Origin of the sequence: uncultured Apibacter sp., from assembly GCF_946479295.1 — a bacterium.
GTDB lineage: Bacteria > Bacteroidota > Bacteroidia > Flavobacteriales > Weeksellaceae > Apibacter.
Genome location: NZ_CAMLFD010000006.1, coordinates 70,802 through 85,315 on the forward strand (window position 1 = coordinate 70,802; position 14,514 = coordinate 85,315).

The following is a 14,514-nucleotide window of genomic DNA, read 5'->3' on the forward strand; positions in this document are numbered from 1 at the left end:
TAAATTTTTTACTAAAATAAATGATGAATAATTTTTGTAGACTTTGGATTTTTCAATCCAATAGATTTCTTAACAATGAAGAAAAACAAAATATTTCTGATATCATTTCTAAGTTTTTAGCCTCATGGGTGGCACATGGAGCTGATTTAAAATCTGAATTGAGAATTATAAAAGATAAATTTATTGTTATCATGGTTGATGAAGATCAAACAAGGGCTACCGGCTGCTCTCTTGATAAGTTAAATCAGTGTATGAGAGAGATCGATCATATATATCATCTTGAGCTTTTAAACAGATTATGGGTAAGTTTTGAAGATACGAATGGTAATATTAATACTATTCCTATATCATCCTTTAAGGAAAAAATTAAATCCGAAGAAATCACTCCTGATACTTATGTATACAATCTTTCAGTTAATACCCCTAAAGAGTTTGAAGAAAAATTCAAGCAACCCTTAAAAAATAGTTGGGCAAAAATCTATATGAAATTATAAAAATTAATTTTAAGATATAAAATTTTCACAAAATTTACTTTATTCGCTTTTTTCTTATGTATGATTAAATCAAATTAGCAATCATCATTTAATTATATTTTGATTTTTATCTCAAATATTTAGTATTATTTTACAAATCAATATTTTTAGGTTTTTATTTAAGAATTTTGAATATTCCCTCTATATTATATTAATTTAAAATTATTTAAAAAAAAGAAAAAATACCATATTATTTATAATTATTAATCATAAATTAAACAAGCATTATTGAGCTTTAATTTATATTTTATATTTTTGTTGTTACAACAATATATAAATATATAATACAAATGCAAAAATTTTTTTTATTTTCTATTATTTTCTTGATAACCATATCTGTTTCTGCACAGAATTATTGGAAAAGAACCAGCTTATCTGGAAAACAAATAAAAAGCAAGAGCATTAATTTAGTTGTAGATGATTTATATACCCTTGATTTTTATTCTTTAAAAAAACAATTAAAATCTTCGTCCCTAAGAGGAACAAATAGTCTTCCAATTATTGTATATATTCCTACTACAAGCGGCAAAGTTGAAAAATTTTCTATTTATCATGCTCCTATTATGGAAAAAGAAATGGAAGATGAATATGGATTGTATTCTTATGCTGGTATCGGTTTGGATGATAAAAGCAAATTTATTCGCTTTAGTATTTCTCCTACTCAATTTAACTCTATGATCATTGATAACTCTGGTAAAATACAACTAATTGATCCTTATACAATTGATGGCTCCGTATATTCTGTTAGAGAACGATCATATTTAAATTTAAATAATTTTAACTGTACTACGATTGATGAATCTCTTTCTGAAAAATCAATTTCTAACAAATCGATTGTTAGTGATCAAAAATTTCGCACTTATCGATTAGCTCTATCTGTAACTGGGGAGTATACGCAATATTTTGGTGGGGTTAATGAAGCTTTACAACAAATCAATACTACATTAACTCGTGTAAATGGTATTTTTGAAAAAGATCTTGCTGTAAATCTAAAAATGATTAACAATATTTCTCTAATTTATACAGATCCAAGTACAGACCCCTATTCAAATTCCAGAAATATGGATAACTGGAATATGGAGCTTCAAAAAACGCTTACTTCTGTAGTGGGTGAAAATAATTATGATATAGGCCATCTGTTTGGTGCAAAAGGCGGCGGTGGTAATGCCGGCTGTATAGGCTGTATCTGTGTTAGTCCAAAATTAGATCAAAACGGCATACCCATCGATGTAGGAAAAGGAAGCGGTTATACATCTCCAGCAAACGATATTCCTTCAGGGGATGATTTTGATATAGATTTTGTTGCTCATGAAATAGGACATCAACTAGGCGCTAACCATACTTTTTCATACTATCTTGAAAATACCGATGTAAATAAAGAACCCGGAAGCGGAAGTACAATCATGGGATATGCCGGTATAACTAAATATAATGTACAATCACATTCAGACTCCTATTTTCACTCTACAAGCATTCAACAGATATCTTCAAATCTTCAAAAAAAAAATTGCGGTACCCTTAATCAAATTCCTAATCATCCTCCTAATATAAAAGTGGGTACTCCAAGTAATACCATACCAATAGGTACACGATTTTATTTAGATGCAGAAGGAACAACCGATCCTGATGGAGATGAACTTTCTTTTTGTTGGGAACAGAATGATAACGCTATGTTTAGTGTTACCAAAGTAAATTCACTACAAACTTCCGGTCCTATATTCAGATCGTTTTCACCAACATCTTCAACCAGAAGGTATTTTCCTGCTTTAGCTAGTAACATTCACTCACCAGAAACCTGGGAAACTGTTTCAGACGTCAGCAGATTACTTAATTTTACAGTTACTGTTCGCGACAATAACCCTAATAGGCCTCAAACTAGTATTGAAAATAAGCAAGTCATTGTTTCCAATATTGGTGGTCCTTTTATAGCAACATTTCCTATAGCGAATTACTTAGCTAGAAAGGGTGATTCAATAAATGTCACTTGGAATGTAGCCAATACTACTGCCTATCCAATTAATACACAGAATGTAAAAATTTCTTTACTTACAGATGAAAATAAAACTATAACTCCTCTCATCGATAACACTCCGAATTCTGGAAAAGCCACTGTGTATTTACCTTCTAATATTACCGCAACAAAAGCGAAAATAATGATTGAGGCAATTGATAATATATTTTTTGCAACTACTGAATATTTTTCAATAGGTTATGATACTATTTGTAAAAATTATGCACATTTAGGACCTCCTCTTCCAATCCCAATAAATACAGATATGGTAACAACGATGGATATAGATATTCCTAAGAATAAAATTAATGGTGAATTTAGTATAAGAGCGAATGTTGATATTGATTATCCAAATATTGGTGGACTCGAAATTAATTTAGAAAATTATGATTCTAATTCTAACAATTATAAATCAACTAATTTATGGAAGCAAAGTTGTTCTAATTTTTCCAAATTAAAAGTTGCTTTTGACGATGCAGGAAACAATCTAGATTGTACTTCACCTATTTCAGGACGTATTAAACCTCATCATCCTATCAGTTCATTATATAGAAAGAATTATAGTGAAAAATGGAGATTAAATGTTCATCCTACTTATCAATTAGCCGGTGGTACATTAAATTCTTTCTCTTTAGATGTTTGCGAGTTTACAGAGCAGAAACTTGGAACAGAAGATATAATATCAAAGGACATAACCTTTACCGTTTATCCTAATCCTTCTCCCGATATTTTCAATATTGATTTGGGGAAAAATAGTAAAAAGGGGAATAATGTTCATGTAAAAGTTTATGATATGTCCGGAACCTTAATATTCCAAAAAGTTGAAAAAAATCAACTGTTTTCTATAGATTTAACAGATTACCGGCCAGGGGTATATATTATAAATATTTCAGGAAAAGGAAATCCTATATCCAGAAGTATTATTAAAAAGTAATACTTTTTATAAAAACTAAAAAAAGCACTCTTTTTTAAAGTTATGAAGAGTGCTTTTTTTATATACTAGAACTTAAATTCTTTTTCCGGAATTACCTTATTAATATCAATAGATGTAAATATAAGAACAAAATATTCATTCTCAACCTTATTTTTCACCTCAATATGACAGGGTAGAGTCAATCCAGAAAATAAATTAAAATCTGAATATGATTTACTTTCAAGCTTATTATCTTCTCGAATAAGTTGAAATGTACTTTTATCAAAATAATAAATGTCGTATTCAGAATTTTTAATTAATTTTATTTTATAACAATTTTTATTTTCAATATTTTCTGTTCCTAAAAGCATCGCATGAAATCCTTTAGCCGAATAATCCACTAAATCTGATTCAAATGCTTCAGTAATATAATTATCATTTTCTTCGACTTGGTTGGTTTGGAAATTATACCGTACAGCATTCTTACCGTTATAACCATTCAAAATATTTTTTTTCCCTTGTATTTGTAAAACTGTCTTATTCAAATCCGGCCTTTGTTGATAAATCTCTATAGGATAGGATTCATATAAGTCCAAAATTATCTCACCTTTGATTATTATTGAATTCAATTTTTTCCAATTTTGAACACCTCCGGTTACTTCTAAATGATTAGCAATTATTTGGTCAGCCGTTTGTGAATATCCTATTAAATATACAAATAGGAATATAGCAAATAATAGTTTCTTCATGTTTGATTTTAAAGATATTTGAAATTAAAAAATTCCAAGTAACATTTGCGTTAACTTGGAATTTTTTAGTGAATAATTTATTTTTAATAAATTTCCCCCTTACTTATTTTTTGAAATTGTTACCTTTAACTAGATATTGTTATGGCTACATTTCTTCATAAAGGGCCCTTAATTTTTCTTTAGTCATTATTTTTTGCCAATCTTTTCCTAATGCATTTTCCCATAAGGGAACCATTCCGTAAGAAACATTAATCATAATATTAAATTGTTCATCGGTTAAACCTTTGCAAACGCCCTGTGGAATTTCTATTTTATTTTTCTCAACCATATATTTAAATTCCTTAACTCCTTCCGGATAATATTCTTCCAACCTGTCAAAAACAATACAATTGCCTACTCCGTGATGGGTTCCCAATAAATAGGAAAGACCATAACTAACCGCATGAGCTATCCCTACCTGAGAATATGCAATACTCATTCCACCATGCCAAGATGCCATCATTAAATCTTCATCTGATTCATCATCCCATTCAGTTTTGTGAACATATACCTTCTGACAAAGTTCTAGGGCTTTTTCTCCGTAACTTTTACTGAAAGCATTAAGATAAGTTCCTGTTAAAGATTCGATACAATGAATATAACAGTCCATTCCAGTAAAAAATGCTTGATTTTTTTCAACTCCTTTTACTAAGGCCGGATCAAGGATTACCTGATCGAAAGGAGTAAAGTCTGAATTAATACCTAATTTTCTTTCCGGACCTGTCAATATACAAGTTCGTGAAACCTCCGCACCTGTACCGCTAATGGTTGGTATCCCTACATGATAAACAGCCGGATTTTTCACTAAATCCCATCCTTGATATTGAGAAGACGAACCTTCACTATTCATCATGATTGCCACCGCTTTTGAAGAATCCATCACACTTCCCCCTCCAATTCCTATAACGCCTGAAACCGTACCATATTCTTCTTTTAATGAATCTCTGATTGCATCAATACCTTTAGTCTTGGGCTCATCTGTAGTATCTATAAATATAATTTTATCTTTTCCTTTTAACGGAATTCTTTTTTCGAGCTCTTTTCCTTCAAATACTTTATCTACTAAAAAAATAAACGGATAGTCTTTATTTCTTTTTTCTTCAATAATTTCTGAAGTTTGATCAAAGCTTCCACGTCCATAAATAACTCGCGGAACCATTGGGAAATTTCTAAATTTCATTTTTATATTTTTTCTCGTTAATCTGTTTTTGTAATATCTCATTTGCTTTTTCCAAATCTTCAGGAGTATCTATTTCAACTCCTACAAAATCAGTTTCAATTACCTTTATTTTCATTCCATATTCTAAATATCGTATACATTCAATCTTTTCTGCTTGTTCATTGGGTAACATAGGTAATTTTGCGAAATCTAATAACGCTTTTTTACGGAAAGCATAGACACCTACGTGCTCATAATAGTCTGCTTGAAATGATTTTTCTCTTGGATGGGGAATGACAGAGCGTGAGAAATATAAGGCATGATCATTACGGTCTTTGACTACTTTTACATAATTAGGATCTTCAATTAGACTCCAATCATTCATTTTCCGAATTAATGTAGCTACATCTATTTCTTTATTATAATCTTTCTTAAATACTTCGATTAATTGCTCCAAAGGCTTCCTTTTTACGAAAGGTTCGTCCCCTTGTATATTTATTATGATATCGCATTCTATATTTTCAACAGCTTCAGCAATTCTATCACTGCCAGTTTCATGCGATTTGATACTCATAATAGCTTTACCTCCATTCCTTGAAATTTCGTTATGAATTATTTCAGAATCTGTTGCTACAAATACATCTGAAAAAAGTTGGGTTTTTATAGCATTTTCATAAGTTGAGCGAATGACTGTTTTTTCTCCTAACATCCCCATGAGTTTTGCAGGGAAACGAGAAGCTGCATATCTTGCAGGAATAACTGCTATAATTTTCACGTTATTTATTATTTGAATACAAAGTTAACTAAAATAGCATATGTTATCTGTTATCATGATCAAAAAAATAGAGGAAATATCTATAATTTTTTAAACCTTTTCTTAGTAATTATCTTTAACAGAAAAAATTTTTAATATCAAAATACGTATTAATAAAAAAGTCATCCAAAATTTGGATGACTTTTTTATTTTAAACTGAGTTTATTAAATTATTTTCTCTTATTGTTAGAAGATTTTACTTTAATTTCTTCAGTAATTGAAACTTTAGAACCGGTTTGATCTAAGATCACAACTCTTCTGTTTTCTCTATCACAAGTTTCTTGATCAGGATAAAGTATATTTCCTTTATCATCTTTCTTAGTATTGATATCTGCTTGTTTACATAACAATTCTGATTTACCAAATCCTCTAGCTATCAATCTATCTTTACTTACATCATTTTTTACTAATTCATTAACTACAGATTGAGCTCTTTGTTTGGATATTCTATTGTTTACTGCTACTGATCCAACTTTATCGGTGTGTCCGTCTACAAAGAATTTTTTACCTTCAAAGCTATCATCGTTCAACATTTTAGCTGCATCTTTAACTAATGGTAAAGATTCTGCTGTCAATTTAGAACTGTTAAATTCAAAGTTTATATTTTTTAATTTGAATGTAACGTCTTTTGTTTCCCAAGGGCAACCGTTATTATCGATCGGTCCTTTTACTGTTGGACAAGCATCATCTATATCAGGAATACCATCACCGTCTGTATCAGGACATCCTTGGAATTGTGCTGGCCCTGCTGCATTTGGACATCTGTCTTCACCATCAGGAATACCGTCACCGTCTGTATCAGGACATCCTTGGAATTGTGGTAATCCCGGAGTATCAGGACATCTGTCTTCATCATCTGGAATACCGTCTCCATCTCTATCGCTAGGTGCTTCCGGTGGTGGTGGTGGTGGTAATTGTTCTTCTTTCTTAGCTCCGAATTTAAATATTAATGATGCGGAATGTTGGAAGAAGTCAGAATAATTTTTTGATTGATTGGTTACCCAGTTATATTGAGACTCAATGTTTAAACCAAAATTTCTAGTAAACCAAAAGTTAATACCTACTCCTCCATTTACTACAAACATATCATCTTTACCAGTAAATTTCCCACCTAATTTGTAATTTTTATCAGGATTATAGTCATCATCGTACGCATCTAAATGAGTAGATGGATCATCTTCAACAATTTTTATTCCTTTATAAGAATATTTATGGTAATTTGCACCTACTCTTACATATGGATCTAGCCATCTTAATGATTTAGATTCGCTAAGTGGTGTAAATCTAAGACCTAAACCTGCTAAAACAAAAAATTCATCTTTTATTTTTAGTCTTTTATTATCCATATCGCTTATAGAAGCTTGTAAATCAACTGCAAAGTTTTTAGCAATGCTTCTGGCTACCGTTATTTTTGATAATGGAAAAGAAAAACTATAATCATCGGTATCAAAATACCCGTCAAAGATACCTTGCACTGACGTATGGTCAGTAGCATGCATCCCAATCCCCACATACCACTTTTCCGTAGTATTCTGAGCTTTTGTTACAAAGGCCATTATAACAGCTCCTATTGTAATCAATAATTTAATTTTTTTCATACTTAATCTAACTACTATGATTTATTTTATTCTACTAAACAAATTCTATTCCAATATATAAAAAAACCATCCCCATTAAGGATGGTTTTTTTATTTACTAATTTATTATTTTCTAATTTTTACTTCTTTAGTAACTGAAACATTATCCCCTGATTGATCTAAGACAACTACTCTTCTATTAGATCTATCACAAGATTCTTGGTCTGGATAAAGAACATTTCCTTCTTCATCTTTCTTAGTTTTTATATCAGCTTGTTTACATAACAATTCTGATTTACCAAATCCTCTTGCTACCAATCTATCTTTTCCTACACCTTCATTGATCAATTCATTAACTACAGATTGAGCTCTTTGTTTAGATATTCTATTATTAGCTGCTACAGATCCTACTCTATCGGTGTGTCCGTCTACAAAGAATTTTTTACCTTCAAAGCTATCATCATTTAATAATTTAGCTGCGTCTTTAACTAATGGTAAAGATTCTGCGGTTAATTTGGAACTATTAAATTCAAAGTTGATATTTTTCAATCTGAAAGTAACGTCTTTAGTTTCCCAAGGACAACCTTTATTTTCAATCGGTCCTTTTACTGTTGGACAAGCATCATCTATATCAGGAATACCGTCACCGTCTGTATCAGGACATCCTTGGAATTGTGCTGGCCCTGCTGCATTTGGACATCTGTCTTCACCATCAGGAATACCGTCACCGTCTGTATCAGGACATCCTTGGAATTGTGGTAATCCCGGAGTATCAGGACATCTGTCTTCATCATCTGGAATACCGTCTCCATCTCTATCACTTGGTACTGGCTCTTCTTCTTCAACCGGTGGTGGCGGTAATGGTTCTTCTTTCTTAGCTCCGAATTTAAAAATTATGGAAGCGGAATGTTGGAAGAAGTTTATATAATCTTTAGAATATGCTGTTGCCCAGTTATATTGAGATTCTATATTTAAACCGACGTTTTTAGTAACCCAAAAGTTAATACCTACTCCTCCATTTAATATAAAATTATTGTCATGTCCGGTAAATTTTCCACCTAATTTGTAATTTTTTTTAGGGTTATAATCGTTATCATATGCATCTAAATGAGTAGATGGATCATCTTCAACAATTTTTATTCCTTTATAAGAATATTTATGGTAGTTTGCACCTACTCTTACATATGGATCTAGCCATTTTAATGACTTAGATTCACTAAGTGGTGTAAATCTAATACCTAAACCTGCTAAAACAAAAAATTCGTCTTTAATCTTTAATCTTTTATTGTCTATTTCTCCAATTGAAGCTTGCAAGTCAACTGCAAAATTTTTAGCAATGCTTCTGGCAACTGTTAACTTAGACAACGGTGGTACAATACTATAATCATCGGTATCAAAATATCCGTCAAAGATACCACGAACAGAAGTATGGTCTACTGCATGTGCTCCAATTCCGATATACCACTTATCCGAAATGTTTTGAGCAAATACAGTAGTTGCTAACGTTGTAGCCAATCCTGTAAGTAACAAATTGAACTTTTTCATATATAAAAATCTAATTTTTAGGTTGCAAAGTAACATTTTTATTATCTAACTCCCAAGAAAAAATTAATATTTATTTATCATTCTATTAATATTTCTTTTTGTTTCTCTTTCTTTTATCGCTTGTCTTTTATCAAATAATTTCTTACCTCTCGCCAAGTAAACTTGGACTTTCGCCCATCCTTTATCATTGATATACAATTTTGTAGGAACAATGGTAAGGCCTGTTTCTTTAGTTTTCCTTAACAATTTGTTTATTTCTTTTTTATGTAATAACAGTTTTCTTTCCCTTTTTATTGTATGGTTATATCTGGTTCCGAAATGATATTCATCAATTGTCATGTTTATTACATATAATTCGCCATTTATGAATTGACAAAAGCTTTCTGCTATGCTAGCTTTACCTAATCTTATAGATTTTATTTCCGTTCCATGTAAAATTAATCCGGCCTCATATTTATCTAACAATTCATAGTTAAATCGAGCCTTCCTATTTAATACGTTTACTTTATTTTCAAATTTCATAATCAAACTTTTTCTTAGTACTTTTGTACAAATTTATTAAAGTATATGCTTACAGTATCAAATTTATCTTTACAATTTGGAAAAAGAGTACTCTTTGATGAGGTTAATGTAAAATTTACGAAAGGAAACTGTTACGGAATTATCGGAGCTAATGGAGCAGGAAAATCAACATTTTTAAAAATTCTTTCCGGAGATGTAGAACCAACTACGGGGAGTGTTAGCCTTGAAACAGATAAAAGAATGTCCGTATTGGAACAAAATCACTTTGCTTATGACGCTTATCCTGTTTTAGAAACAGTTATAAAAGGGAATCAAAAACTTTTCCATATAAAAGAAGAAATGGATGCTTTATATGCGAAACCAGATTTTTCTGATGAAGATGGTGTAAAGGCTGGAGAACTAGGTGTAATTTATGAAGAAATGGGAGGTTGGAATGCTGAATCTGATGCAGGAACATTACTATCAAATCTAGGGATAAAAGATGACGCTCATTATAAAATGATGTCTGAATTGGAAAATGCTGATAAAGTAAGGGTTTTATTGGCTCAAGCACTATTTGGAAATCCAGATGTTCTTATTTTAGATGAGCCTACCAATGATTTGGATATTGAAACTATATCTTGGTTAGAAGACTTTCTTGCGGGATATGAAAATACGGTAATTGTTGTTTCTCACGACAGACACTTTTTGGACGCGGTATGTACTCATACCTGCGATCTTGATTTCGGAAAATTGAATTTATATACCGGAAACTACTCTTTTTGGTATGAGGCAAGCCAATTAGCAGCACGTCAAAGGGCTCAACAAAACAAAAAGGCTGAAGAAAAAAAGAAAGAACTTCAGGAATTTATTTCCAGATTTAGCTCTAATGTTGCTAAAGCGAAACAGGCCACTGCTCGTAAAAAAATGATCGAAAAATTAAATATTGAGGATATAAAACCTTCTTCTAGAAGATATCCGGCAATTATTTTTGAACAAGAGAGGGAAGCCGGAGATCAAATATTAGAGGTAAAGGAGCTGGAGAAAACTAAGGATGGAGAGTTATTGTTTAGCAATATAGATCTTAATCTTAAAAAAGGTGATAAAATTGCGGTCTTATCTAAAAACTCTTTAGCTATTACTGAATTCTTTCAAATACTATCGGGAGATTCTAAACCTGATAAAGGAAGCTATTCTTGGGGGATTACAACAAAGCAAAGCTATCTACCTTTAGATAATACCAAATACTTTCAATCTGACGATAATCTTGTTGACTGGCTTAGACAATATGTAAACACAGATGAGGAAAGACATGAAGAATATATCCGTGGATTTTTAGGGAAAATGCTTTTCAGTGGTGATGAGGCTTTAAAATCTTGTAAAGTTCTGTCAGGGGGTGAGAAAATGCGCTGTATGTTTTCAAGAATGATGTTATTTAAAGCTAATGTTTTACTTCTTGATGAGCCTACTAATCATCTAGATTTGGAAAGTATAACAGCTTTGAATAATTCATTAACCAATTTTAAAGGTACTATTTTACTTTCTTCTCATGACCATGAATTATTGTCAACTGTTTGTAACAGGATCATTGAACTAACACCTAAAGGAATTATTGACAGATATATGAATTATGATGAATATTTATCGGACACAAAAGTAAAAGAACTTAAAGCTCAATATTATAGCTAAGATAGTTGCCTATTGATTAAAAATTAAAATATATAAATGATGAGAACCTTTTAGTCTAAAATAAGATTAAAAGGTTTTTTTATAACTATAGCTTTTTAAGAGGAAATGAATTTTTGTTAGTTTTAATTATAATATTCGCTGAGCTTTTTTAAATTTACTTTTCCAATAAGATTCCCCTAAAGAACTTATAATTACTCCTTTTGAAGTAGAAGCGTGTATAAATGAAATTTTTCCCGAGCTAGAAATGTTATAGACGATCCCTACATGATTGATAGAACTGCCTCCCGTAATAAAAAACAACAAATCACCTTCTTTTATATTAGATATACTAACATTTTTTCCCGTATTAGACATATCAATTGAACGTCTTGGTAATTTTATATTAATTTTTTTATATGCATTACAAACTAAACCAGAACAATCAATTCCACTAAAGGAATTTCCTCCATATTTATAAGGAGTTCCTTTATATTTTTCAGCCTCTTTAAGAACTAAATTTACATCCGTTGTTTTTCTTGGTTTGTTTACTTCATTTTTTTTGGATTCGTGATGAGGTTCTTTCTTCACCGGTTTATTACCATGGGTAGTAGTAGTACTATGTGGAGGTTTTGAATTGGTTGTATGATGTCTTGTTTTATTTGTATTATAGGTATATCTATTGGAATTAGCATGCTTTGATTTATTTGATGCAGTGGCCTCATATGATACACAAGATGTTAATAATGTAAGAAACAATATTATTGAGCAATAGATTATAACCTCTTTTTTCATACAATTTATTTTATTAGATTCCTCGCGCTAAATTATAAACTTTTTTTAACAAATAATTGCTGATTTATTAACATATAATTTTTGTCAATTAAATATATCTTTTTTATCCGACATAAGCTTTTCGTATACAATATCAATGGAAAGTTTATCTCCTTTAGCTGCATTAGTTGCTAATTTATCTGCTTTTTCATTGTTAGAATGTCCGAAATGCCCTTTAATCCAGTGAAATGTCACTTTATGTTTTCTATAAATCTTTAAAAATCGAATCCATAAATCCGAATTTTTTACTTTATCAAATTTTTTTTTCTCCCAACCATAAATCCAATTTTTAGTTATGGCATCTACCACATATTTAGAATCTGAGTATATTTCTACTTCTTGATTGGATTTATTTATTTTTTCTAAAGCAGTGATGACAGCCAGTAACTCCATTCTATTGTTAGTAGTCAAACGAAATCCTTCCGAAAAGTTTTTTTCATAGGAAGTTCCTTTAAGAATCATTACAATTCCATATCCCCCTTTTCCGGGATTTCCCGAAGAAGCTCCGTCTGTATAAATTTCTATCATATCTAGTTAAAGATATTTTTTAATTCTAATAAATCTTTGATTATAGGAAATTCAGTAGTTTTATTATAATTCTCTTTTTTATAGTTAAAATATATGGGAAACATCCCTGTTTTTAGAGCCCCCATGACATCAGCTTCCCAATCGTCTCCTATAAAAGCGGAATCATTTACTGAAGCATTGGCTTTTTTAATTCCCAACTCAAATACTTCTTTAGCCGGCTTTCTTTTATTTATTTCCTCCCCACTGGTTACTGTGGTAATATAATCTTTAATAATAGTATCTTGAATTTTTTGATTAGTTTGTTCTATAAAACCGTTGGAAACTATATGCAATATATACCCCTTTGTTACTAAATAATCTAATATTTCTTCTGCATTTTCTATTAAATTATTATTTTCCATAATTTTAGTGAGAAAATAATCGTCAAAATTTTTCCATAAATTTTCATCATTTATATGGAATTCAAGAAACGTATCTTTAAATCTTTTTTCCAATATATCCTGTTTACTTACCTTATTTTGTCTATATAAGGCCCAAAGATTTTCGTTTCTAATGTAATAGCTTGAAAAAAAATCTGAAAATTCCAGTTTATGATTCTCCTTTATTTTCAAGTTCTCATATATACTTTTAAGGGTTAACATTGAATTTTTATCTGTATCCCAAAGTGTATTATCCAGGTCAAAAAATATATGTTTTATTTTTCTTTCCATTTATTTTATGTTTTAAAGGCTTAATCCCATTCCAAAAAAAACTGCAAAAAATAAAGCCAATAGAGCGGTAGGCTTCATATAGAGATCCAGGTCTTTAGGATTTTTCGTATATAAAATTTTTCTACGCAATATAGTATTAGGAATAAATAATATAAAAAATAAAAAGGGTTTCAAAGAGGACCAACTTTCAAGCTTAACAATAAATTCATTCTGATGTATAAGTAAGAATATAAGGCATAGTATGAAAGGAAGATTCATCAATACCATTTGATAGTATTTAGCATTTTGATATCCTAAACGCAATGCTAAAGTTTTTTTATTACTGATTTTATCCGAATTAATATCTCTCATATTATTTAGATTTAATACGGCAACGCTAAATAATCCAACGGCAGAGGCAGGAAGTAAATTGTCCCATGTAAAAGTTTTGGAATATAAAAAATCGCTTCCGAGGACGGAAACCCATCCAAAAAAGATGAATACGAATACATCTCCTAATCCCATATATCCATACGGTTTCTTCCCCATGGTATAAAATATAGCTGCTAAAACACATGCTATTCCTAATCCTATAAAAATAAAAAAGTCTTTTTTATAGGTTGGAATAAAAGTATACCATAATAGAGCTACAGAGGAAAATAAAGAAAGAATTATAGTAATAACAATTCCCTGAAACATGGCTGATTGAGATATGGCTCCGGACTGAATAGCACGAGCTGGACCTACTCTTAGTTCATTATCTGTTCCTTTGGTTCCATCTCCATAATCATTAGCAAAATTTGATAGAATTTGGAACAATATAGTAGTAAGGCAAGAGAGCCCAAAAATAATTCCATCAAAATCTCCTTTCCATTTGGCGAGTAATCCTCCTAAAATAATCCCACTGAGAGAAAGCGGTAAAGTTCTTAATCTAGCTGCTTCGATCCAATTTTTCAT

13 protein-coding genes are annotated in these 14,514 nt (G+C 30.6%); 3 read left to right on the plus strand and 10 right to left on the minus strand.

The window, feature by feature from the left end; genetic code table 11:
- Positions 1-23 precede the first annotated feature (23 nt).
- Positions 24-494 carry a hypothetical protein gene (locus Q0T35_RS05880; protein ID WP_293916344.1) on the plus strand — a complete coding sequence of 157 codons (471 nt, stop codon included), beginning with the start codon at positions 24-26 and terminating at the stop codon, positions 492-494.
- A 329-nt stretch (positions 495-823) separates the two neighbouring features.
- Positions 824-3,478: a zinc-dependent metalloprotease gene (locus tag Q0T35_RS05885; protein WP_295841325.1), complete on the plus strand. Its 2,655-nt coding sequence runs from the start codon at positions 824-826 to the stop codon at positions 3,476-3,478.
- Between the two features lie 65 nt (positions 3,479-3,543).
- Here Q0T35_RS05885 and Q0T35_RS05890 read toward each other — a convergent pair whose 3' ends face one another.
- The 6 genes from Q0T35_RS05890 to smpB all read right to left on the minus strand — a co-directional run bounded on the left by Q0T35_RS05890 (position 3,544) and on the right by smpB (position 9,862).
- Positions 3,544-4,206 carry a histidine kinase gene (locus Q0T35_RS05890; protein ID WP_293916340.1) on the minus strand — a complete coding sequence of 221 codons (663 nt, stop codon included), beginning with the start codon at positions 4,204-4,206 and terminating at the stop codon, positions 3,544-3,546.
- A 145-nt stretch (positions 4,207-4,351) separates the two neighbouring features.
- Entirely contained in the window at positions 4,352-5,425 is a 1,074-nt protein-coding gene (locus Q0T35_RS05895; protein ID WP_293916338.1) for an iron-containing alcohol dehydrogenase family protein, read from the minus strand.
- The gene (gene kdsB, locus Q0T35_RS05900) at positions 5,415-6,179 is read right to left on the minus strand and encodes a 3-deoxy-manno-octulosonate cytidylyltransferase (RefSeq protein ID WP_293916336.1); all 765 of its coding nucleotides are present in this window, start codon (positions 6,177-6,179) and stop codon (positions 5,415-5,417) included. Before kdsB ends, Q0T35_RS05895 begins: the two co-directional genes overlap by 11 nt.
- A gap of 209 nt (positions 6,180-6,388) precedes the next feature.
- The gene (locus tag Q0T35_RS05905; protein WP_295841326.1) at positions 6,389-7,816 is read right to left on the minus strand and encodes an OmpA family protein; all 1,428 of its coding nucleotides are present in this window, start codon (positions 7,814-7,816) and stop codon (positions 6,389-6,391) included.
- A gap of 105 nt (positions 7,817-7,921) precedes the next feature.
- On the minus strand, positions 7,922-9,340 hold the full coding sequence (locus Q0T35_RS05910) for an OmpA family protein (protein ID WP_295841328.1): 1,419 nt from the start codon (positions 9,338-9,340) through the stop codon (positions 7,922-7,924).
- Between the two features lie 63 nt (positions 9,341-9,403).
- A complete protein-coding gene (gene smpB / locus Q0T35_RS05915; protein ID WP_293916330.1) occupies positions 9,404-9,862 on the minus strand; it encodes an SsrA-binding protein SmpB in 459 nt (152 codons plus the stop codon).
- A 45-nt stretch (positions 9,863-9,907) separates the two neighbouring features.
- Here smpB and Q0T35_RS05920 point away from each other — a divergent pair, with 45 nt between their 5' ends.
- Positions 9,908-11,530 (plus strand): ATP-binding cassette domain-containing protein, encoded by a 1,623-nt coding sequence (locus tag Q0T35_RS05920; protein WP_295841330.1) that lies wholly within the window; start codon positions 9,908-9,910, stop codon positions 11,528-11,530.
- A 126-nt stretch (positions 11,531-11,656) separates the two neighbouring features.
- Here Q0T35_RS05920 and Q0T35_RS05925 read toward each other — a convergent pair whose 3' ends face one another.
- The 4 genes from Q0T35_RS05925 to menA all read right to left on the minus strand — a co-directional run bounded on the left by Q0T35_RS05925 (position 11,657) and on the right by menA (position 14,514).
- Positions 11,657-12,301, minus strand: a complete 645-nt coding sequence (locus tag Q0T35_RS05925; protein ID WP_293916326.1) for a C40 family peptidase — start codon at positions 12,299-12,301, stop codon at positions 11,657-11,659.
- A gap of 84 nt (positions 12,302-12,385) precedes the next feature.
- Positions 12,386-12,868 (minus strand): ribonuclease HI, encoded by a 483-nt coding sequence (rnhA, locus tag Q0T35_RS05930; RefSeq protein WP_295809389.1) that lies wholly within the window; start codon positions 12,866-12,868, stop codon positions 12,386-12,388.
- Between the two features lie 2 nt (positions 12,869-12,870).
- Positions 12,871-13,578 (minus strand): HAD hydrolase-like protein, encoded by a 708-nt coding sequence (locus Q0T35_RS05935; protein WP_293916322.1) that lies wholly within the window; start codon positions 13,576-13,578, stop codon positions 12,871-12,873.
- Between the two features lie 12 nt (positions 13,579-13,590).
- Positions 13,591-14,514 carry a 1,4-dihydroxy-2-naphthoate octaprenyltransferase gene (gene menA / locus Q0T35_RS05940; protein ID WP_295841331.1) on the minus strand — a complete coding sequence of 308 codons (924 nt, stop codon included), beginning with the start codon at positions 14,512-14,514 and terminating at the stop codon, positions 13,591-13,593.

Bases quoted from the DNA above. Each gene is read 5' to 3' on its own strand.
- Q0T35_RS05880 (WP_293916344.1), top strand. From the start codon at position 24: ATGAATAATTTTTGTAGACTTTGGATTTTTCAATCCAATAGATTTCTT.
- Q0T35_RS05890 (WP_293916340.1), bottom strand. From the start codon at position 4,206: ATGAAGAAACTATTATTTGCTATATTCCTATTTGTATATTTAATAGGA.
- Q0T35_RS05885 (WP_295841325.1), top strand. From the start codon at position 824: ATGCAAAAATTTTTTTTATTTTCTATTATTTTCTTGATAACCATATCT.
- Q0T35_RS05920 (WP_295841330.1), top strand. From the start codon at position 9,908: ATGCTTACAGTATCAAATTTATCTTTACAATTTGGAAAAAGAGTACTC.
- Q0T35_RS05910 (WP_295841328.1), bottom strand. From the start codon at position 9,340: ATGAAAAAGTTCAATTTGTTACTTACAGGATTGGCTACAACGTTAGCA.
- menA (WP_295841331.1), bottom strand. From the start codon at position 14,514: ATGAAAAATTGGATCGAAGCAGCTAGATTAAGAACTTTACCGCTTTCT.
- rnhA (WP_295809389.1), bottom strand. From the start codon at position 12,868: ATGATAGAAATTTATACAGACGGAGCTTCTTCGGGAAATCCCGGAAAA.
- Q0T35_RS05905 (WP_295841326.1), bottom strand. From the start codon at position 7,816: ATGAAAAAAATTAAATTATTGATTACAATAGGAGCTGTTATAATGGCC.
- smpB (WP_293916330.1), bottom strand. From the start codon at position 9,862: ATGAAATTTGAAAATAAAGTAAACGTATTAAATAGGAAGGCTCGATTT.
- Q0T35_RS05895 (WP_293916338.1), bottom strand. From the start codon at position 5,425: ATGAAATTTAGAAATTTCCCAATGGTTCCGCGAGTTATTTATGGACGT.
- Q0T35_RS05935 (WP_293916322.1), bottom strand. From the start codon at position 13,578: ATGGAAAGAAAAATAAAACATATATTTTTTGACCTGGATAATACACTT.
- Q0T35_RS05925 (WP_293916326.1), bottom strand. From the start codon at position 12,301: ATGAAAAAAGAGGTTATAATCTATTGCTCAATAATATTGTTTCTTACA.